This window comes from Campylobacter concisus, from assembly GCF_002912895.1.
GTDB classification, from domain to species: Bacteria; Campylobacterota; Campylobacteria; order Campylobacterales; family Campylobacteraceae; genus Campylobacter_A; species Campylobacter_A concisus_G.
The window spans coordinates 23,470-44,399 of record NZ_POZX01000033.1; the positions used below are offsets into that span (position 1 = coordinate 23,470).

Below are 20,930 nucleotides of genomic sequence, written 5' to 3' on the forward strand. Positions count from 1 at the left end.
GCTAAAATCAAAAGAAAATTTAAAAAGCAAAAAATGGAAAATTTACTATCAAATTTAAACGAATCTCAGCGGGAAGCAGCTACTCATATAGATGGTCCGATGCTCATACTTGCAGGAGCTGGCAGCGGCAAGACAAAGACGATCACAACTAGGCTTGCCTACCTCATCGGCGAGGTCGGTATAGATGCGGCAAATACACTAACTCTTACTTTTACAAACAAAGCCGCCAACGAGATGCGTAGTAGAGCCATGGCGATGCTAAGCCAAAGCGGTAAAAACTATTCGCCACTGCTTTGTACATTTCACAAATTTGGACTTTTGTTTTTAAAGCTTTACATTGAAAAGCTTGGCAGAAAAAATAATTTTGTAATAATCGACACGGACGATAAAAAACGCATTATAAAAAGCTTTGAAAGTCCAGTCGCCACGGCGATTTTATCAAGTGAAATTTCAAACTATAAAAACTCACTTTTAAGCGTCGAAGAGGTCTATAAAAACGCAAATTTCTCTTCATTTGATAAAAGCAAAGATAACTTTTACAAACAAGCTGCTCAAATTTATGAAAAATATGAAGATTATCTCAAAACAAATAATCTTGTTGATTTTGACGATTTATTGGGGCTTACATATAAAATTTTAGACGAAAACGAAGATCTCGCGAGAGAAATTTCAAACCGCTACAAATACATAATGGTTGATGAGTATCAAGATACAAACGACCTTCAGTATAAACTGCTAAAAAAGCTCTGTCTATGCCACGAAAACATCTGCGTAGTGGGCGATGATGATCAAAGTATCTACGGCTGGCGCGGTGCAAAGATAGATAATATCTTAAATTTCAAAGATCAATTTAAAGATGTAAAGATCATAAGACTTGAGAAAAACTACCGCTCGAGCGAAGCGATACTAAAAGCTGCAAACGAACTAATAGATCATAACCGCAACCGCCTTGGCAAGAAGCTTGTGGGCACAAAAGGCGAAGGCGAGGCTGTAAATTTGATAGAGAGCTTTGATGAGAGCGTCGAGGCTGGCAAGATCGCAAAAAACATAAAAGAGCTTTTAAGTAAAGGCGTGCAGGCAAAAGATATCGCGATCTTATACCGCATAAACGCGCTCTCTCGCTCGCTTGAAGATGGGCTAAATAAAGAGCAGATCGCCTATAAAATGGTCGGTGGCGTAAAATTTTACGAACGGGCCGAGATTAAAGATATCATAAGCTACTTAAGGCTTATAAATAATCCAAACGATGACTTTTCAATAAGGCGCATCATCAATCGCCCAAAACGAGGGCTAGGCAAAGTGAGTCTTGATAAGCTTGAAAAAATGGCATTTGAAGGCAAAATTTCCATTTACGAGGCGATCTCAAACATCTCTGATAACGACGAAGCCTTTAGCAAAAAGGTGAGATCAGCTCTTGTTGAGTTTGCAAACAATCTAAAAGAGCTTCAAGAAAGCAGCTCAGTTTTTGACCTAATAGATAAATTTGAAGCTAAATTTGGCGTGAAAAAATACTACGAGAGCTTGCCAGATGGTGCTGAAAGAGCGGCGAACATCGACGAGTTTTACGCTGTTTTAAAAGATCAGATCAAGCAAAATCCAAGCTTTGATCTGGAAGAGTTTTTAAACGAAATCACGCTGACAAGTGAGCAAGACGGCATTAGCGATGAGGCTATTAGTATCATGAGCGTGCATGCGAGCAAGGGACTTGAGTTTGAGCACCTTTTTGTGATCGGTCTTGAAGAGGGATTTTTTCCACTCATTGGCGACGGCAGCGATATCGAAGAAGAACGCAGGCTTGCATACGTGGCGATCACAAGAGCCAAAAAGACACTTAGTCTAAGCTTTGCAAACTCACGCTTTTACAAGGGTCAGCGAACAAGACTAAATAAAAGTAGATTTTTAAGCGAGAGTGGCATCACGCATGGCTCGCTAGTCATCGAACAGAGTAATGAATTTAAAAAAGGCGACCTTGTTAAACATAAAATTTTTGGTATCGGCAGGGTGAGTGCGGTTAGCAAGATCAAAAAAGAGTTTAAACTGACTATAAATTTTGGTGGCAATGTAAGAGAGATCATGTCAAGCTTCGTGGAAAAGGCAGTATGAACGCCATTTTCGTGGCAAACAAGCCTGCTGGCATGAGCTCAAACCACTTTTTAGGACGACTAAAGAGAAAATACGGCGTTAAAAAGGCTGGATTTTCAGGCACACTTGATCCATTTGCAAGCGGTTGTTTAATAGTCGCTTTTGGCTCGTATACGAAATTTTTTAGATTTTTAGACAAAAGTCCAAAAGTCTATGAAGCGACGATTTGGCTTGGGGCTAGCAGTCCAAGCATGGATAATGAAAATATCACTGAAATTTCAAATGTAAAAGAGCTAAATTTAGAAAAACTTGAAGCCATTAGAGGCGAGCTAACCGGCAAGATAAGCTACATCCCACCAAAATTTAGCGCCAAGCACATAAATGGTACAAGAGCCTATAAGCTAGCTAGAAATGGTGAAGAATTTGAGCTAAAGACAGAAACTATGGAAATTTTTGATAGCCAAATTTTAAACTACTCACACCCATTTTTAACCATTCGTCTAAGCGTAAGCGAAGGAAGTTATATCCGTTCGTATGCAGAAATTTTTGGAAAAAAGCTTGGTTATAATGTAACTTTAAGCTCATTAAAAAGGATAAGTGAAGGTAAATTTTGCTACGAAAATGAAAAATTTTTGAATATTTGTGATTTTTTAAATATTCAGGAAAATACATACTTTGGGGATATAAATGATATTCTTGATGGTAAGAAATTAAAAATTAACGATTTTGAAACACAAAAGCAAGGAATTTATTTGCTAAATTATGATAAATTTATGAGCGTAATCCAAATCACGGATGATACTATAAATTACACTCTAAATAAGGTTGAAAAATGTTAATCCTAGCAAGAAAAGAAAATGAAGAAATTTTAATAGGAAATGACATAAAAGTTGTCATAGTAAATATTTCAAAAAATACCGTTAAACTCGGTATCGAAGCGCCACGAAATACAATGATACTAAGAAGCGAACTAGCAAACGATATCAAAAACGAAAATATCCATGCCACAAAAACTGCAAGTGAAGCCGATATTCATGAGCTAGCAAAAAAAATCGAGAAATGAAAAGCTTTGCAAAGATAAATATATTTTTAAAGATAGTTGGCACTAGGGGCAACTACCACGAAATTTTATCGCGCTTTATCCTCTGTGAACAGCTTTTTGACGAAATTTATTTTAAAAAGTCAGATTCATTTGCCATAGAATGTAACAACAGCGATATAAAAGATAACATCATTCAAAAAGCGATAGATGAGCTAAAAAGAGCCGGCTTTTCAAACGAGCTTGACGAGTTTTTTAGCTCCCATAAAATCATCATCAACAAAAATATCCCAATTGGTGCGGGTCTTGGCGGAGGTAGTTCAAACGCCGCCACCTTTTTGCTAATGGTAAATGACGAGCTAAATTTAAATATAAAACATGAAAATTTGATGCAAATAGCCTCCAAAATCGGCGCAGATGTGGCCTTTTTTGTAAGTGGCTACAAAGCAGCAAATGTAAGCGGCATAGGCGAGATCATAGAAGAATTTGACGATGAAGTGCCAAATTTAAATATCTTCACGCCAAATGTTTTTTGCTCCACACCGATGGTTTATCAAGAATTTAGAAGCAATTTCTTACAATACATAGACGTTAATGCTGCAAAAAAGATGCAAAATTTAAAGAGCAAAGAGCTACTTGAAATTTATAAAAACGAGGAGCTAAATGATCTTTTTGCCCCATGTTTCAATCTCTATCCACAGATGAATGAGTTTAAAGATAAATTTCTAAGTGGTAGCGGCAGTAGCGTATTTAGCGTAAAATAAAAGGTAAAACTTTGATAAAAGATCTAGCAAAAAACAAAAAAGCTTTGCATGACTTTAGCATACTTGAAACCTTCGAGGCTGGCATCGTTTTAAAAGGCAGCGAAGTCAAGGCTCTAAGGGCTGGTAGAGCAAATTTAAAAGATAGCTTTGTACGCGTCATAAAGGGCGAACTTTTCTTACTAAACGCCCACATCAGCTATCTTGAGACCACACATAGCGCATTTCGTCCAAATGAGCGAGCAGCCAGAAAACTTTTGATGCATAGAAAGCAGATCGATAAAATTTTTGGTCAAGTCTCACAAGATGGGCTTACTTTGGTTGTTTTGGCACTTTATCTAAGCGATAAAAACATCGTAAAAGCAAGACTAGCCATTGCAAAAGGTAAAAATTTACACGATAAACGCGAGACTCTAAAAAGACGCGAGGCAGACAAAGAGGCAAGAGCTGCCATAAAAAGATATATTTAAGGGATAAGATGAAAAATTTACTCGTTTTAATAATCGCTTTATTTGCTTTTTTTGGCTGCAGTAACGATGAGAGCAGCAGTGCAAATTTTAAAGAATTTAGTCCAAACGAAGAGGTTAAGCTTGTAGATGTAAGCGGCAAGGAGCTTACTTTAATTAGAAAAGATCACGGCTTTGCCATCAGAAATGATGAAAATAAGGTTTTGATGATCGACATTTTTGGCACATTTTGCCCACCTTGCCAAAAAGAGGCAGCTGAGCTTACAAAATATCAGCTTGAAAACAAAGATAAATTTACACTAATCGGACTAACTCACTTTGAAAATGTCACAAATGAGTATGTTTTGCATGAATTTATGCAAAAATTTAATGCCTACTATTTCATAACAAACGATCAAAAGATAAATGACAGACTTGCCGAGCAAATCGTAAGAGACATTGAATATAAACACGAGATCGCACTACCTTTTAAGGTCGTGATAAAAAATGGCGAATATCAAATTTTAACAGACGTAGATAGCAGACAATACGGAGTTAAATACTATCTTGGCGGCATAAAAGTCACAAAAATGAAAGAAGATTTGGCAAAAATTTATGAAACAAAGTAAATTTACCTTATATTTGGAACATCATTTGCTTATAAATGTGTGAAATTTTAGAAGGACTTTAAATGTTTGTTTTAGATAAATCAAAATCTAGCCCACTTGTTGAATCAGCCCTTGCAGGCAGAGAACTACGCCAAAAGCTAATCTCTGGCAATCTCGCAAATGTTGATACACCATTTTACAAGGCTAGAGATGTAAGATTTGAAGATGTTTTAAAAGAAAAAGCAAATGAAATTTATAACACTTCAAGCCAAAAAAAGCTACAGCTTGCTAAGACAAACGAAGCGCATATGGCTGCGGTTGATTTTCCAAAAAGCGACACAGCTCAAATTTTCTTGCGTGATGGTCACATGGCTAGAAACGACGCAAACACAGTCGATCTTGATGTTGAGACAACAGAAATGGGTAAAAACACAGTTATGATAAACGCCCTTGATAACGCCTACAAGGCTCAAAGCAATATCTTTAAAAGCGTAATAGACGCAAGTGCTAAGAACTAGGAGAGACGATGTCATACTTAAATGATTTTGATATTAGCGGATACGGACTAAGCGCGCAACGCTTCAGGATGAACGTCATCAGCTCAAACATAGCAAACGCTCAAACCACAAGAACTACTGAAGGTGGTCCATATAGAAGGCAAGAGGTCATCTTTAAAGAGATGAATTTTGATAAAATTTTAAACGATCAGCTTAAAAGCTCACAAAGTCTACTCAAGTATGAAAATCCGCTTGACGATCCAAGCTCACCAAGAAACGCTCATCCTGCCCTAGTTAGCGTAATCGTGGATAAAGTGGTGCGTGACGATAAGGACTTTCAGCTAAAATATGACCCGAGCCATCCAGACGCAAATGCAAATGGCTACGTCGCATTTCCAAATATAAATCCAGTCATTGAGATGTCTGACCTACTTGAAGCAACAAGGGCATATCAAGCAAACGTGGCAGCCTTTCAAAATGCAAAAACAATAGCACAAAGTGCGATATCACTTATTTCAGGACAAGCATAATGATAAATAGTATAAATTTAGACAAAATAAATAAAAATGAAAATTCAAATAAAATAGCAAAAGCAGGCGAAGAAGGTGGCTTTGAAAATGCTCTAAACGACTCTTTAAAAGAGCTAAATAAAGTCCAAATCAACGCAGATAAAGCCATAGCCGATCTTGCAACTGGCGAGGTAAAAGATCTTCACCAAGCTGCTATAGCGATAGGCAAAGCAGAGACTAGTATGAAGCTTATGCTAGAAATTCGCAACAAAGCACTAAGTGCTTATAAAGAAATTTCTAGAACACAAATTTAAGTCATTAATGAATTCCAGAAAATCAAAAATAACCATACTTTTTTTATTAATTACTTTTGGAATTTCAATATTCGTACTTGTCATATTTTATAGAGCAAGTATCGAGCGAAAGCTTCCTAGGCTTCAAACAAGCGATATAAATACGGCAATTCGTGGCAATATAATCACAAAAGATGGGTTCAGCATCTCATCAAGCCAAAAACTATACAAAGTGATGCTTGACACCAGAAACATCGATCCAAATAAAAAAGAGATGTTTATCAAGCTCTATTCACTTTATAGTGGCGACGATCCAAACAAAGTAAGAAAGATCATAAATGACACAAAAGGGCTTGTCACACTCTCTTATAGTATAGACGCGAAAGGCGCTACCTATCTTCAAGAGCTCTCAAGAAAGTTAAACCGCAAGAGCATCTTGGTCTCATATCTTGACCCAAAAACAGGCCTTGCTTCGTTTCAAGGCATGCGCGTAATGGAGAGTGGCCAAAACCGTAAATTTATGTCAAAAGACGCCCTCACACCAGCTATTGGCTACGTGAGCAAAACTGAAAGTGACGCGCTTACAAAAAGCAAAGGAGTAAAAGGTCTTGAGAGATATTATGAAGATTATTTAGCCCCTATACAAAATGCAAAAATTTTAGGGCCTCGCGATATTGGAAATAATATCATTTTAACAAGCGACTCAAATTTAGCAACAAGAGTAGATGGCTATAATGCGGTACTTTCTATACCATTAAAATTTCAAACAAAACTAGAGCAAATTTTAGATGAAAAGCGTGAATTTCTAGATGCAAAAGAGCTAGTCATATGCATAATGAATAGCAAAAATGGAGAAATTTTAGCCATAGCTTCTAGCTCAAGATATGATCCTTCAAACATAAGAAAGCAAGATTATAGCGCTCTAAATTCGACCGTTAGCGAATATGCTTATGAAGTTGGCTCGGTTTTTAAACCATTTATATTTTCCATCTTGCTTCAAGAGAAGAAAGTAAATCCATTTGAGCTTGTAAATACCTATAATGGCCGATACCAACTTGGCAAAAGGATAATCAAAGATACCCATCCGGAGCCTTTTATGAGTGCTGAAGATATAATCGTGTACAGTTCAAACATCGGCATGATTCAGCTTGTTGAACGTTTAAATGGGCCACAAATTTATCAAGGACTTTTAAATTTTGGCTTTTCAAGAAAGACTGGCATAGATTTACCTTACGAGCAAGTAGGTATGATGCCAACAGTTACAAAGCTAAACTCATCAACCTATAAGGCAACTGTGAGCTACGGATACGGCTTGCAAGCTACATTTATGCAGCTTTTAAAAGCCTATAATACATTTAACAATAAAGGCATTGAAGTTACCCCTCACATGGTTGCCTACTTAGAAAGGAATGGAAAAAGATACGATTTGCCAAAGTCCGAGCCAGCTCAAGTTATCTCACAAGAAACCGCAAAGATAATGAAGAGAATTTTAATAAAAACGGTTGAAAAAGGTACTGGACTAAAAGCCTTTACACCAGGACTTGAGATAGGTGGCAAGACTGGAACTGCACACATTGCCTCAGGTAGTGGTGGATACAGCAATACCTACAATGGCTCATTTTTTGGCTTTGTGAACGACACAAGAGGTAATAGCTACACAATAGGCGTTTTAGCAAGGGATCCTAAAAGGCCTTACTACTACTTCGGTGCTCAAAGTGCCTTGCCTATGTTTAAAAAAGCAGTTGATCTGATGGTTGAGGATGGATATTTATTTCCTGATGCAAATGTAATAGCTGAGTTTGAAGCCAAAAAAGATAAGCTTAAAAACGATAAGACAAAACAAAAGCCTGCTTTGGACTAAAATTTTAAAGACAAGAAAGATATAAAAATTTCTTTTGCTTTTATTGCTTTTAATAAATTTCTCTAATTGCAAAACCTTTAATACTCTTAAAATACTTTTAGTTTCTAATAGCAATTAAATTATAAATAGAAAATCTAAACTGATCGAAAAGATTTAAGTCTTTAATATTTTTAGAAGTTATCTCTTTGTCATCTTTGTAGTTTTTTCCGCCTAAAAAGAGCAGATAAATAAGCGGCATAACATAATTAAATCTTAAGAAAAGCGCTACGATACAATGAAAAAAGCCGTAGTTGTATCTGATACAAACATAAAAACCATAAATTATATAGGATATCATTAGAATCAAAAAAGCATAGAATACAAAGCTTAAACCAGCATAATCTGAAATATTTAAAAAGTTACAAACTAAAATAAAAGTACCTACCAAAGCAGGCAATATAATGATTGGAAAAATTAGATGAAGCCCGATTAGATCAAATTTACTCGCATAAACCTTTATGTTATATCTACCTGCAGGAATTATCAAAAATATAGGCAATACGATTGAAAAGAAAATAAAAGATACCACATACATAGAATCAATATCATAAGAACTCATTTTTATCCCAAGCTTAATTTTAAGATATTTTAACTACACTTTTTTTAATAAATTTATCTACGATTTTTGCGATTTTCTATGCCGATTTTCTCACTCTCTTCTATCTCGACAATATAGCTTGGATTTTTCTTTTTAGCCTCTTTGTCTAAAAAACTAATGAGCTTTGCATCAGAATTTTTATGAGAGCAGATTAAAATTATGAAATCTATATAGTTATTTGCCTCTTTTGGCATGACTTGGTTATTTTTAGCTGGTATACTAAAATTTCCTACAAAGACTTGAATAAGTTCGAAAAGCTCGTTTTTACTTAGACTATTATCACCCGCAAGCTTTTCAAGCTTTTCGATCGTTATCTCTTCTTTTTCTAATGCAAGGTCCTTTATTTCGGTGCTATAATCTCTATTTCTTAAAAGTAAATAGATTAGCACACAAATTGCAATTAATAACAATACAATAAAGAAAACTATTAGACCTTTTATTAGCATCTAAAGCCTTGAGCAAAGTGATCGCTTTGTAAATGCTAAAACACTCATAAGCACCATTATTATGATACTAATCCAGATAAAATCAGGCACTGGCAATGGATCGCCAGCTGCATACGAGTGCATGCCAGCTAAATAAAAATTTACGCCAAAATAAGTCATAATAATCGACCAATAAGCAAAAAATGAAGCCACTGCAAATGCATACTGGTTGTTTAGTTTTGGAATAAATCTTATATGAAGAACCGCGGCATAAACAAGTATCGAAACTAGCGCCCAAGTCTCCTTGCTGTCCCAGCCCCAATATCTGCCCCAGCTCTCGTTCGCCCAAACACCACCCAGGAAATTTCCAAGAGTAAGCAAGCTAAGTCCTAGTATCATAGCCATCTCATTTATACGGGTAGCTTCGAGGATGTTGCGAGAAATTTCTGGATTTGGCTTTTTCTTATTTTGTAAAATGATAAGCAATAGTGTAAAGCCACCAAGTAACGCGCAAAGCCCTAAAAATCCATAACTTGCAGTAATGACAGAAACATGTATTGTTAGCCAGTAGCTTTGAAGCACTGGCACAAGTGTAGTGATCTGTGGATCCATCCAGCTAAGGTGTGCAACAAACAATGTGACACCAGCCAATATTGACGTAAGAGCAAGAGCGATAGGGCTACGTTTTGCAAAGACGATACCAGAAAATCCTAGAGCCCAAGCGATATAGACCATCGATTCATAAGCATTACTCCAAGGTGCATGCTCAGCAATGTACCAACGAAGTCCAAGTCCGACAGTGTGAGCAAGAAAAGCTAGTAAATTTATAATGTATACAACTCTTACGATACCATTTATCTGAACTTTTGGAGCTAGCATTTTGACAAAAACAAAAAATAAAAGCGCTAGGCCAGCCAAAAGATAAATCGGCGTCAATCGCTCAAAAATTTGAATTTTATTAAACAAAATTTCTATATTTATCTTTTCTTCACTTGGCATTACAGCAGAGCCATACTTTTGCTGATAGACTGAAATTTTATCAAGTGCGGCATCAGCCTTGTTCCAATCATTATCTTTTGTTGCCGCATCAACTGCTGCAAAATACTCTCTCATCATATTAATGACTAGATCGGCCTCTTTAGGCGGAAAGTACATCATTGCACTAGCAGGTGAATACCAAGAGTTTGATGGGTCATCTTGTTTTGGAAAAATTTTAAAAATTTCACCAATAAATATCATATAAAAAACGTTCAATCTCTCATCGATCTTGATTACGTCTTTATCAAATGTATTGCGTGATCCAGGATGCTTACGATTAGCAATTTCAGCAAATTTTGTGAGTTTATATTCACTTCCGCCATCTTTTGTGGCTCTAAAAAAGTCATTAAAACTTGCATACTTTGCATTTTCATCTATGCCAAGCTCTTTTTTTAGCTCTTTACTTTGCCCAAGTGAGATAATTTTTTCACTTCGCCAAAAATCAGGTGTTACCATTATTGAAAGCATTGCTTGATTTGAGTTTAGGCTATTTATGTTCTCACTTCTATGTATTTTATTTAAAATTTCTTTGCTAAGAGTATCAAATGGCTTCATTCTACCATCTGAGCTTTGCACAATAAGCCTAGAAAGCTTTTGTGTGTGCTCTTTGCTGATATTAGGCAAAAAGTCTTCAGCCTTTAATGAGCTAAAATTTAAACTTAAAAGCATAATGGCAATGATAGCAACAACCTTTTTACCACCTTTTGTTGATTCATTATCGATTAACTTAGCTAGTTTTCTAAAACGACTACCAGGATTTACAACATTTAACACAAAGCCAAGTCCAAGCAAAAAGTAGCCGATATAAGTTGGTATCTTGCCTGGATCTTTATTTACAGAGAGAATGGTTCCTTTTTCGTCTGTATCGTATGAACTTTGGAAGAATCTATAACCATCATAGTCAAGCACATGATTCATATAAATTTTATAGTCAAGCCCTGACATGTTTGTATCATCTTTTACAATAACTTCACTTGAGTAGCTCATAGGCGAATTTGAACCAGGATATCTTTTAAGTTCAAAGTCTTTTAAGTATAAGCTAAACGGAAGTTTAACTTGCTGCGCACCCCATGAAGCATTAAATTTTTGTCCAGCCACAGCTAAACGTGAAGGCTCTGTTAGGTTATAAAAAATATGCATCTCTTTACTCTCGCCTTTATAATTTAATTCAGCTATCAAGGCGTTAAATTCGCTATCTTTTGTACTAACTAGCTTCCTTGAGGCATAAGCAGAAACTAATCTTGGAGCAAAATTTATATTTGAAATAGTATAAAGACTGCCTATGCCAAAATCATTTACACTACCAGCTTTTAACTCAGTTTTTGAGCTATCACTCATTGTAAATTTTGAAAGATCGGTATTTGAAGTAACTGTGAAATTTCCGTCCACTAATTTAAAAAGTACATATTTTTTACTCTCGTCTGGCTTAGCATTAAAGATAAAACTAATATCTGCAACTCTTGCTTCCTCTTCTTCTAACAAGAAGATTTCTTCACTTTCACTCTCGTTTGAAACCACAAATTCCACTACTGGTTGCCCGTTTTTATCATCCACAAACTTATAACTTGCATTTGGCACAAATTCTTTAAATTTTAAATTAGCTTCATTATCTGCTATTTTTAGCTTTAGATCAAAACCTTTTTTTGCATCAGAAAGTCCTAGTGGCAAAGCAGCGTTTATCTCTTCTCCATTATCGTTTAATGCGGTTAAATTTAAATAGGATATTTTTGTCGTAACGATATTTGACTGAGTTTTTTCTCTTATATGCATATCAGCCTCAAAGCCAAGATATCTTGTTATTCCAGCACCGATTAAGATAACGATAAAACCAAGGTGAAAGGTAAGCGAAGGGAGTTTTTTGGGATCTATTAAGTTATATCTAAAGATATTATAGGTCAAATTTATACCAAGAAGTAGTTGAATGAGCGCAAACCAGCTGGCACCATAAACATAGTACCATGCAGCTTCTGTGCTAGTTTTACTTTCTATTATCGTAGCAGCTCCGCTAGCTATGGCAAAGATTATCATCAAAACGATAGCTGAGCCCATACTTAAAAATAATGATTTTGGATTTAACATCTGTTTCCTTTTGTTTATAATATGACAAAGCTACCAAAGCGAAACTTATCTTAAATAACTACCTTGCTTTGTTTGAGTAGAGACCGGTTTATTTTCATTTGTGTCTTGTTCAGCAAATGCATCTTTGCCTTTTAGATAGGCGAGAATCGCGCCAAGATCATTATTTGAAAGAATTTTGGCTTGGTTTTGCATTACATTTTTACCGCTTCCACCAAAACTTGAGTCACTTCTATAAGAGATGATACTATCTTCAATATCTTTAGCATCCATATTTTTTAGAGGCATTGAACCAAATGGCCTTTTATCAGCATTCTCGCCATGGCAGCTAGCACATTGCTTTTCATAAAGCTCCTTACCCAAAGAAACACTATATCTGCCCTTTCTATCAACGCCTAATTTTAAAATTCTATTATCTTTATAACGTCTTGGATCTTCATCAACATAGACATTTACTTTTTCATTTCTATCATTGGCCTGCTTTTTTGCCATTTCTGCAAGTTCTTTACCAAACTCACCACGAGCTTCTATATAGTAAACTTGCGAAGCTGCAAAGGCATTTGCCACCAAAAAACACGCCAAAAAAGAAATTTTAATATTTTTCATAATTTTCCTTGAAATTTTGCTCTAAATTTAAAAATCCCGGATCAGATTGCTCCGACCCGGGATTATATCATAAGTTGATTAATGAGCTACGATTAGAATGAGTATTTAGCCTCAAATCTGAATTGATCTTCTTTGTTTTTAGCCTCATCAGCAAATTTTGAAGTTTTGAATGCATAGTATGAGCTAAATGTTAGCTTTTTGCTATATTCATATGCAAATCTTGGAGTAACCTCTTCAACTTTTTCTTTGCCATTTTTGCCAGGAGCTGCAGCGTGTTTAATGTGGCCTTTTATGTAATCAACACCAACTGTAAATTTATCAAATGTATATCCAGCTGTTCCATATACTAGGTTTGCTTTTCCATCAGCCCAAGTTGGATCAAGTGTAAGCTCACCAACATCTATTAGACTACCTTTATCTTCAAGAGCAAATGATGTTACACCTTTATTATCAACTTTCCAACCCATATAACCAGCTCTCAAATCAAAGCCAAATAATGAAGCTGTAAGTTCGCCAGCATAGAAGTTACCATCATTATAGTTTGCAACGCCATTAGATTCATCTATATCTTTATAAAGATGTGCTTTTGCACTTTTATCTACAGTAGTATTTATATAGTTAACTCTACCACCTAAACTAACATCATCATTAATAGCAAAATTTGCTGAAACGTCAGCTGCAAGTAGATCAGCTAGATTTGTTAGGCTAGCATACCATAGTTGGAAATTGATAGGATCATATGAGCCAGCGATACCAGCTGCATATAGATTACCAACGTCGTATTTATTTATTCCTTTATCTTTATCTTTACCTATAGCATCATATAGATCACCATCGCTCTCAATATTATTACCCTCAATCGCATCAAAAGCTAAAGCTGTTAGAGTAAGACCTTCGATATCTTCATTTACTACTCTTACACCAGTACCGATAGCATCATCTGTAAAGAACGAGCCGATCTCTTGTTTACCAGCTGTTATAGTAGTGTTTCCGGCTTTATAACCAAGATAGAACTGATGAACTTTAAATGGATCAGTTGTATTAGTTTTATCTGTGCCGCTTCCTTGAGTACCTTGATCATCTTGAGTATTGTCACCAGAGTTATCAGTAGCGTTATATCTTAAACCAATAACGCCAAAGAAGTTATCATCAATTGCAGCTTTAAAATTTGCTACTGCTTTAAATTGATGACCAGCTTTTGAGCCAGACTCTGATTTTGTATTAGAAAACTCACCGTGTTTTTTATCGTTTGTATATCTATATCTTGCAAATCCTGAAAGATCTACATTTTTTATAGCTTCTTCAAGTGGAGTAGCACTTGCTACGCTTGAAAATGCACCTAAAGCAACCAAAGTGGCTAAACTAATTTTTGTTAGTTTCATTTTTTCTCCTTTTAAGGTTTTGTGCTGATGATTATAATCAATAAAATTTAACATGAAGCTTAAAATTTTTAATTTTAGTTACCGATCGTTTACCGTAATTAATAAAAAATAGGCAAAAGTTGATAGTTTTAAATAAAACAATGACAAAATTTTAAAGGAGTAAAAGGAAAAAGGGGCTGTTGCTTTGCCCCTTAAAAGGAGTTCTAGTTTTGATTGCTGTTGAAATTATATAAGCAAGCAGTAAATCAACGGTAATTAAAAAGAAATTTTTTCCTCTTTTGGCACTTCGATATTTGTTTTTACATTTTTTCTTTTAATAATCACTTCATTTTGTGGCTTTTTTATACCATTATATAAGCCACTAGAGCCGCCCTCTTTTATAAGAAGCATATCTATAAGTTTATCTGCATAAAAGGTCGCATAGACCAAGTCGCCTTTATCATAATAGTATCTATTTGCACAAAAATTTGCTTTATTGAGTTTGTGATTTTTTATATCGCTCGCCACTATTTCATAGCAGTATTTTGAATCTTTATAAGTAACCTCTTTTATAAAACCTTTGATCGAGCTTTTTACTGGTCTATTTTGCATGACCTGTCTTGGCTGTTTTCGTACTGGTGGATTGTCTTCAAAAAATGAGCAACCCAAAAACATGATAGCAGTTGCCAGTGGAAGTAAAATTTTAGCTTTCATCTCTTCTCCTTAGTGTAAAACGGCGAAGTATAACTTTTAAGATTAAATAAATTTTGTGGGAAATTAAAGGCTCGTATCTAAATTTATATACACGATCATACAAATTTATCTTAGGCGAGCCTGCCTAAAATAGTTAAGCTGAAACATTTAAAACGTTACCGCCAAGCTCGGCGATCTTTTTATCAAGTGTCTCAAGGGTCTTCTCGATAGTTTTTTGTGAAATTTCAGGAAGCTCACCTCCCCAAATTTTCTTCGCATCCTCAAAACCCTTTGTCACGCCCTCTCTACCTGCTTTTAGTTTTTCCACGTCATCACCTGCACCATTTAGCACAAAGCTAGCTATCCTCTCAGCCGTATTTGCAATACCAAAAAATCCATTCTCGCTAATAAGATCATTTGCCTCGTCACTACTTAGCTCGTTTAAAGATTTACCGTTATAGCCGATACTTGCAAGATCAAGTCCTGATAAAATTTCTGATAAATTTTTAGGTGCATTAAAGCTTAAGCCGCTTTGGGCTAGTAAATTTGAACTACTGCTTTTAACGATCTCTTTTTGATACTGCAAAAAGTAGCTATTTGAAATATCTTTGGCTGTTAAATTTGTAATTTCAGACTCTTTTTTAGAGATATCCTTTTCATCTTTATGAAGTGAAATTTCTGATTTTACATTTTCTTTTATACTTGAATTATTATATGAGTTTGTGATTTGAGAAATTTTCATTTTGGCTCCCTTAAAATTTATAGAATCAATATCGCCAAAAAGTAGAATTTATTTAGATAGAGCGGGAGAACTCCCGCTAGTAGTTTATTTGCTAAGTGTTGCGTTTAGCATCCAGATCGCTTTTTCAAATTTTGCGATTTGATCTTGTGCATACATTTGAGTTGTTGTATCGCCTTCTGCAAGCTCGTCAAGCTTTTTAAACTCACCCAAAAGGTGTTTATAATCAGCCAAGACAATCTCTAAAACCTCAGTTGGAGTGTAAATTTCTTTTGGCTCGTGTTTAATGTGAGTAACTTTTGCTAGCTCCTCAGCCTTGACGATAGGTCTGCCACCAAGCATAAGAGCTCTCTCAGCTGCATCGTCAAATATCTCACTCATATCTTCATAAGCTTTTTCTGTGTATTCATGAACGCTAAAAAATTGAATACCTTTTACATTCCAGTGAAGATCATGAAATTTAATATAAAGTGCATTTGCATCAGCCTGAATAATATTTAATTGTAAAATAACTTTTGACATTTTGTCTCCTTCTTTATTATAAATATGATGAAATTATATATAGCTAGAGTTAATCGGTGGTTAATCAAATAATAAATTTTATTATTTGATATAAAATTTGACTACAAAATAAAATTATCTTGTAGTCAAATGTAGGATCACAAATTTTTCTATTTTTTATATGGTGTAGTTTTGTAGCCTTGCTCGATCAAACTGCTCATACCTCCATCTAAATTTATTATCTTAATATCTGAGCTATCTATCGCTGCTGCAGCTGCTGTGCTTCTTCTGCCACTTCTGCAAACAAGAGCAATAGGCTTTTTGATATCAACTGCCTTTGAAAGCCCCTCTAAAAATGCACTCTTATCGTTTGGATTAAAAGTTATAGTCTTTGCACCTGCGATAACGCCAGTCTCTTGCCACTCAGATGGAGTTCTTATATCGATAATCTGATCATATTTTTTGATCTCATCTGGGCTTATATTAACGGTTTTAACATCAGCTGACAACATACAACAAACAGCTCCTAAAAGTAAAATTTTTTTCATCTACTCTCCTTAAATAAATTTTTGAAATGTTAGCACGGATTATTAAATATATAAAAATTTTTGTTGATAAAATTTATTAGTTTAGATAAAAATTAATAATATAACGTGTTGATAAAAAACTAAACCCACTACGAATGCATATATAGATAAACCGACTAGATTGATAAAAATATATTCACTTACCATTACATTTTTAAAAATTTTTCTTTGATTTTAGTGATCTTATTTTTTTAAAAGTTTATTCTTTTTATTTTTTCTTTTACTCTATTTGCTGATCAGCATAAGAATATTTTTTATAAATTGCTATATCTTAATTGTACGTTTTAGTATATACTTGTTTGAGTATTTTGTATTTTATAAAGATGATTATATAATGGTGTCCCCAACAGGGTTCGAACCTGTGGCCTTAGAATTAGGAATTCTACGCTCTATCCAGCTGAGCTATGAGGACAGTTCATATATTTTGTAGATAGATTTTATCAGAATAAATAATTTTTGAAGGACAGATTACTCTGCCCTTCTTTGGTTAATTAGCCATTTCTTTTTTTAATGATCTCATCACTTACGTTTTTAGGAACTTCTTCGTAGTGATCAAATTCCATTGAATAAGTTGCACGGCCTTGAGTCATTGAGCGAAGATCTGTTGAATAGCCAAACATTTGAGCCAATGGACAATAAGCTGCAATGATCTTTACGCCATTTCTATCATCCATTGAATTTACTTGGCCACGGCGTTTATTAAGGTCGCCTATAACATCACCCATATACTCTTCTGGAGTTTCTACTTCAACCTTCATCATAGGCTCAAGAATAACAGCACCTGCTTTTCTAGCACCTTCCTTAAAGCCCATTGAAGCAGCAAGCTTAAATGCCATTTCAGACGAGTCAACTTCATGGTAACTACCATCAAATAGTGTAACTTTAACGTCTTCAACTGGATAACCAGCAAGAACACCGCTTTGAAGTGCCTCTTTGCAACCTTTTTCAACGGCTGGAATATATTCTTTTGGAACAACACCACCTTTGATATCATTAACAAACTCAAATCCACTAGCAGCTGGAAGCGGCTCAATACGTAAAAATACGTGACCGTATTGACCACGACCGCCTGATTGTTTAGCATACTTATATTCTTGCTCAACTGTCTTACGAATAGTTTCACGATAAGCAACTTGTGGTTGTCCAACTTCAGCATCTACTTTAAATTCACGAAGCATACGATCAACTATGATCTCCAAGTGAAGCTCACCCATACCGCTAATAATAGTTTGACCACTCTCTTCGTCTGTACTAACTCTAAAACTTGGATCTTCTTGAGCTAGTTTTTGAAGTGCTATTGCCATTTTTTCCTGGTCTGCCTTTGTTTTTGGTTCAACTGCAACACTAATAACTGGCTCAGGGAAGTCCATTCTCTCAAGAATAACTTTATCTTTCTCGCTAGCTAGAGTATCACCTGTTAAAGTATTTTTTAGACCAACAACAGCGCCGATCTCACCAGCGAAAAGCTCAGTAATCTCTTCACGTTTATTTGAGTGCATTTTTAGCAAGCGACCGATTCTCTCTTTACTATCTTGAACGGTATTATAAGCATAGCTACCACTTTCCAAGCTTCCTCTATAAACACGAATAAATGTTAGCTGTCCAACAAATGGGTCAGTCATAATCTTAAATGCAAGAGCTGCAAATTCACCATTATCAGTGCTTTCAACAGTTACTTCAGTGCCATCTTCATATACGCCCTTAATAGCTTCAATTTCATCTGGAGCCGGCAAGTAATCAACAACAGCATCAAGTAGAGGTTGAATTCCTTTGTTTTTAAACGCAGTTCCACAAAGCATAGGTGTGATAGTCATTCTCAAGCAGCCTGCTTTTATACCTTTTTTGATCTCTTCTTCACTTAGATCTTCACCAGCAAAAAATTTCTCCATCAAGCTATCATCTGTCTCTGAAACTGCTTCGATTAGTTTCGCACGATATTCTTCTGCTTTATCTTTAACTTCAGCTGGAATTTCTTCTTCAACATAGTCAGTTGGTTTTTTCTCATCATTCCAAACATAAGCTTTCATTCTTACAAGGTCAACCACACCTCTAAAGTTATCCTCAGCACCTATAGGAATTTGAATAGGTATTGGGTTTGCTTTTAGTCTTTCCCTAATCTGCTCTTCAACTCTAAAGAAATTTGCACCTATTCTATCCATTTTATTAACAAAAACGATTCTTGGTACGTGATATTTATTTGCTTGTCTCCAAACAGTTTCTGATTGTGGTTGAACACCACCAACAGAACAAAATACTGAAACAGCACCGTCAAGAACACGCATAGAACGCTCAACTTCGATAGTAAAGTCAACGTGTCCCGGAGTGTCGATTAGGTTTATTTGATAACCTTTCCAAAAAGCTGTAGTTGCAGCTGAAGTAATAGTAATACCACGCTCTTTTTCTTGTTCCATCCAGTCCATAGTGGCAGCGCCATCATGAACTTCACCTATTTTGTGGCTCATACCAGTAAAGAATAAAATTCTCTCACTAGTAGTTGTCTTTCCAGCATCAATGTGAGCCGCAATACCGATATTTCTTACCTTATGTAAAGGCGTTTTTCTCTCTGCCATATTAATTCTTTCTTACCAGCGGTAGTGAGCAAATGCTTTATTAGCCTCTGCCATCTTGTAAGTATCTTCCTTCTTCTTGAAAGATGCACCTTTTGAGTTTGCCGCATCTAAGAGCTCATTCGCTAGTTTATCTATCATAGTTCTTTCGCTTCTTTTTCTAGCATAAGTTATAAGCCAGCGGATAGCAAGAGCTTGTTGGCGAGCTGGGCGAACCTCAACTGGTACTTGATAAGTAGCACCACCAACACGGCGTGATTTAACTTCTAGAATAGGTTTTACATTTTCGATAGCATCATTAAAAACATCGATGCCTTTAACCTCAGCATTTTTCTTTTCTATGGCTTTAATAGCACCATACATTATCTCAGTAGCGACGCTTTTTTTACCATCATACATAAGAGAATTAATAAATTTAGTGATTATTTTATTTCCGTAAATCGGATCAGGTAAGACTTCCCTTACAGGGGCTTTTCTTCTTCTCATTTTGATCTTTCCTTCAAATTTTTATGAAATTTTACTCAAACGTTTGCAAATTTTAGCAACGTCTGCGAACCTAAATTTTTACTTTTTTGTTGCAGCTGCAGCGCCAGCTTTAGGGCGTTTTGCACCATATTTAGAACGAGAAACTGTTCTTTTTGCAACACCAGCAGTATCAAGTGCACCACGAACGATGTGATATTTAACACCTGGTAAGTCTTTAACCCTACCGCCGCGAACTAAAACGATACTGTGTTCTTGCAGGTTGTGACCTTCACCACCGATATAGCTGATGACTTCAAAACCGCTTGTTAGCCTGACTTTGGCAACTTTCCTCAAAGCTGAGTTTGGTTTTTTAGGAGTTGTAGTATAAACCCTAGTGCAAACTCCTCTTCTTTGAGGGCACTCTTTTAACGCTGGAGATTTTGACTTAACAGTCACTTTCTTGCGTTCTTTTCTGACCAATTGATTTATGGTTGGCACAATAATTCCTTTCAACTAAATTTATTAAAAAGACCTAATTTTATTTAAAATAAACTTAAATAACGGTTAATAAGTTAGACTTACTCATCTAATTCTTGATTTTATAAAAACTCTGCTGTCCTTATTTTGTATTAGTCTTGTTTGACAGCATATTTGCCACTACCTATCAAAAGAATACAAAGTGAAATAGCAATATAAAGATAGATAAGTTCCGATTTAAAGCCATTAACCTCATTTAATGCAAATAAATTTGCAAATCCATAGTACGAGTATAAAATAGTAATACTAGTACCTAAAACTAGGATAGCGCCTACTCTTGAATAAAAACCAATAATTAACATAATGGGTGCTAAGACCTCTCCAAGGTAAGAAAAATATGCCAAAAATCCAGGCAAACCAGCATTTACTAATATACCTTTTACCCCACTAAGTCCATGTAAAATTTTACCAAAACCATGCATAAAAAGGCAGAGACCAAGTCCTAAACGTATAAATAAAAGTCCAAGATCAACGTTTTTCATAAATTCTCCATGATGTGATTTCAAAGATAAGGATTTTATTAGGTGATAGTTAATAGCTTGTAAATTTTTAATTGATTTAATTCTATAAAGAGGTTAAGCCCCAAAATAGGGGCTTGAAGT

General features: G+C 35.4%; 23 protein-coding genes and 1 tRNA gene. 10 read left to right on the forward strand and 14 right to left on the reverse strand.

The annotated features are described in order from the left end of the window. Window positions 1–33 precede the first annotated feature (33 nt). The 10 genes from CYP51_RS04000 (at window position 34) to CYP51_RS04045 (ending at window position 8,096) form a co-directional block, all read left to right on the forward strand. Window positions 34–2,103, forward strand: a complete 2,070-nt coding sequence (locus tag CYP51_RS04000; protein ID WP_103624500.1) for an ATP-dependent helicase — start codon at window positions 34–36, stop codon at window positions 2,101–2,103. After that, entirely contained in the window at window positions 2,100–2,921 is an 822-nt protein-coding gene (gene truB / locus CYP51_RS04005; protein WP_103624482.1) for a tRNA pseudouridine(55) synthase TruB, read from the forward strand. Before CYP51_RS04000 ends, truB begins: the two co-directional genes overlap by 4 nt. Then, window positions 2,915–3,145 (forward strand): carbon storage regulator CsrA, encoded by a 231-nt coding sequence (gene csrA / locus CYP51_RS04010; protein ID WP_021090864.1) that lies wholly within the window; start codon window positions 2,915–2,917, stop codon window positions 3,143–3,145. Before truB ends, csrA begins: the two co-directional genes overlap by 7 nt. Further along, window positions 3,142–3,885, forward strand: coding sequence for a 4-(cytidine 5'-diphospho)-2-C-methyl-D-erythritol kinase (locus CYP51_RS04015; RefSeq protein ID WP_103624483.1), 744 nt, complete (start codon window positions 3,142–3,144; stop codon window positions 3,883–3,885). Before csrA ends, CYP51_RS04015 begins: the two co-directional genes overlap by 4 nt. Window positions 3,886–3,899: 14 nt before the next feature. After that, window positions 3,900–4,352 carry an SsrA-binding protein SmpB gene (gene smpB, locus CYP51_RS04020; RefSeq protein WP_103624501.1) on the forward strand — a complete coding sequence of 151 codons (453 nt, stop codon included), beginning with the start codon at window positions 3,900–3,902 and terminating at the stop codon, window positions 4,350–4,352. A gap of 8 nt (window positions 4,353–4,360) precedes the next feature. Then, window positions 4,361–4,957 carry a thioredoxin gene (locus CYP51_RS04025; RefSeq protein ID WP_103624484.1) on the forward strand — a complete coding sequence of 199 codons (597 nt, stop codon included), beginning with the start codon at window positions 4,361–4,363 and terminating at the stop codon, window positions 4,955–4,957. Between the two features lie 62 nt (window positions 4,958–5,019). Further along, window positions 5,020–5,454 (forward strand): flagellar basal body rod protein FlgB, encoded by a 435-nt coding sequence (gene flgB / locus CYP51_RS04030; protein ID WP_103624485.1) that lies wholly within the window; start codon window positions 5,020–5,022, stop codon window positions 5,452–5,454. Between the two features lie 8 nt (window positions 5,455–5,462). Then, on the forward strand, window positions 5,463–5,963 hold the full coding sequence (gene flgC, locus CYP51_RS04035; protein WP_087584280.1) for a flagellar basal body rod protein FlgC: 501 nt from the start codon (window positions 5,463–5,465) through the stop codon (window positions 5,961–5,963). Further along, complete coding sequence (gene fliE, locus CYP51_RS04040) at window positions 5,963–6,256, forward strand: flagellar hook-basal body complex protein FliE (RefSeq protein WP_021090507.1); 294 nt, start codon at window positions 5,963–5,965, stop codon at window positions 6,254–6,256. The genes flgC and fliE overlap by 1 nt, the downstream gene beginning before the upstream one ends. A gap of 7 nt (window positions 6,257–6,263) precedes the next feature. Then, window positions 6,264–8,096, forward strand: a complete 1,833-nt coding sequence (locus CYP51_RS04045) for a peptidoglycan D,D-transpeptidase FtsI family protein (RefSeq protein ID WP_103624486.1) — start codon at window positions 6,264–6,266, stop codon at window positions 8,094–8,096. A gap of 97 nt (window positions 8,097–8,193) precedes the next feature. On the opposite strand, the gene CYP51_RS04050 is transcribed toward CYP51_RS04045, so the two are convergent. From CYP51_RS04050 to CYP51_RS04115, 14 genes are all read right to left on the reverse strand, one after another. Then, complete coding sequence (locus tag CYP51_RS04050) at window positions 8,194–8,694, reverse strand: hypothetical protein (RefSeq protein ID WP_257640172.1); 501 nt, start codon at window positions 8,692–8,694, stop codon at window positions 8,194–8,196. Window positions 8,695–8,747: 53 nt separating this feature from the next. Continuing rightward, window positions 8,748–9,179 (reverse strand): fatty-acid--CoA ligase, encoded by a 432-nt coding sequence (locus tag CYP51_RS04055; RefSeq protein WP_103624487.1) that lies wholly within the window; start codon window positions 9,177–9,179, stop codon window positions 8,748–8,750. Next, window positions 9,180–12,275 carry a cytochrome c biogenesis protein CcsA gene (gene ccsA / locus CYP51_RS04060; RefSeq protein WP_103624488.1) on the reverse strand — a complete coding sequence of 1,032 codons (3,096 nt, stop codon included), beginning with the start codon at window positions 12,273–12,275 and terminating at the stop codon, window positions 9,180–9,182. A gap of 45 nt (window positions 12,276–12,320) precedes the next feature. After that, window positions 12,321–12,878 carry a c-type cytochrome gene (locus CYP51_RS04065; RefSeq protein ID WP_103583452.1) on the reverse strand — a complete coding sequence of 186 codons (558 nt, stop codon included), beginning with the start codon at window positions 12,876–12,878 and terminating at the stop codon, window positions 12,321–12,323. Between the two features lie 92 nt (window positions 12,879–12,970). Next, window positions 12,971–14,260: an OprD family outer membrane porin gene (locus tag CYP51_RS04070; RefSeq protein ID WP_103624489.1), complete on the reverse strand. Its 1,290-nt coding sequence runs from the start codon at window positions 14,258–14,260 to the stop codon at window positions 12,971–12,973. A 255-nt stretch (window positions 14,261–14,515) separates the two neighbouring features. Next, window positions 14,516–14,953, reverse strand: a complete 438-nt coding sequence (locus tag CYP51_RS04075) for a hypothetical protein (RefSeq protein ID WP_103624490.1) — start codon at window positions 14,951–14,953, stop codon at window positions 14,516–14,518. Between the two features lie 133 nt (window positions 14,954–15,086). Beyond that, the gene (locus tag CYP51_RS04080) at window positions 15,087–15,674 is read right to left on the reverse strand and encodes a hydrogenase-4 component G (protein WP_103624491.1); all 588 of its coding nucleotides are present in this window, start codon (window positions 15,672–15,674) and stop codon (window positions 15,087–15,089) included. Between the two features lie 84 nt (window positions 15,675–15,758). Further along, the gene (locus CYP51_RS04085; protein WP_103624492.1) at window positions 15,759–16,193 is read right to left on the reverse strand and encodes a Dps family protein; all 435 of its coding nucleotides are present in this window, start codon (window positions 16,191–16,193) and stop codon (window positions 15,759–15,761) included. Between the two features lie 149 nt (window positions 16,194–16,342). Continuing rightward, window positions 16,343–16,720 carry a rhodanese-like domain-containing protein gene (locus tag CYP51_RS04090; RefSeq protein WP_103624493.1) on the reverse strand — a complete coding sequence of 126 codons (378 nt, stop codon included), beginning with the start codon at window positions 16,718–16,720 and terminating at the stop codon, window positions 16,343–16,345. Between the two features lie 374 nt (window positions 16,721–17,094). Continuing rightward, window positions 17,095–17,171 (reverse strand) — tRNA-Arg (locus CYP51_RS04095). Between the two features lie 79 nt (window positions 17,172–17,250). Then, window positions 17,251–19,329 carry an elongation factor G gene (fusA, locus tag CYP51_RS04100; protein ID WP_103624494.1) on the reverse strand — a complete coding sequence of 693 codons (2,079 nt, stop codon included), beginning with the start codon at window positions 19,327–19,329 and terminating at the stop codon, window positions 17,251–17,253. A 12-nt stretch (window positions 19,330–19,341) separates the two neighbouring features. Further along, window positions 19,342–19,812 carry a 30S ribosomal protein S7 gene (gene rpsG, locus CYP51_RS04105; RefSeq protein ID WP_021090980.1) on the reverse strand — a complete coding sequence of 157 codons (471 nt, stop codon included), beginning with the start codon at window positions 19,810–19,812 and terminating at the stop codon, window positions 19,342–19,344. Between the two features lie 78 nt (window positions 19,813–19,890). Then, the gene (gene rpsL / locus CYP51_RS04110) at window positions 19,891–20,289 is read right to left on the reverse strand and encodes a 30S ribosomal protein S12 (RefSeq protein ID WP_021090705.1); all 399 of its coding nucleotides are present in this window, start codon (window positions 20,287–20,289) and stop codon (window positions 19,891–19,893) included. A gap of 131 nt (window positions 20,290–20,420) precedes the next feature. Further along, window positions 20,421–20,810 carry a DoxX family protein gene (locus tag CYP51_RS04115; RefSeq protein WP_103624495.1) on the reverse strand — a complete coding sequence of 130 codons (390 nt, stop codon included), beginning with the start codon at window positions 20,808–20,810 and terminating at the stop codon, window positions 20,421–20,423. Between the last annotated feature and the right edge of the window lie 120 nt (window positions 20,811–20,930).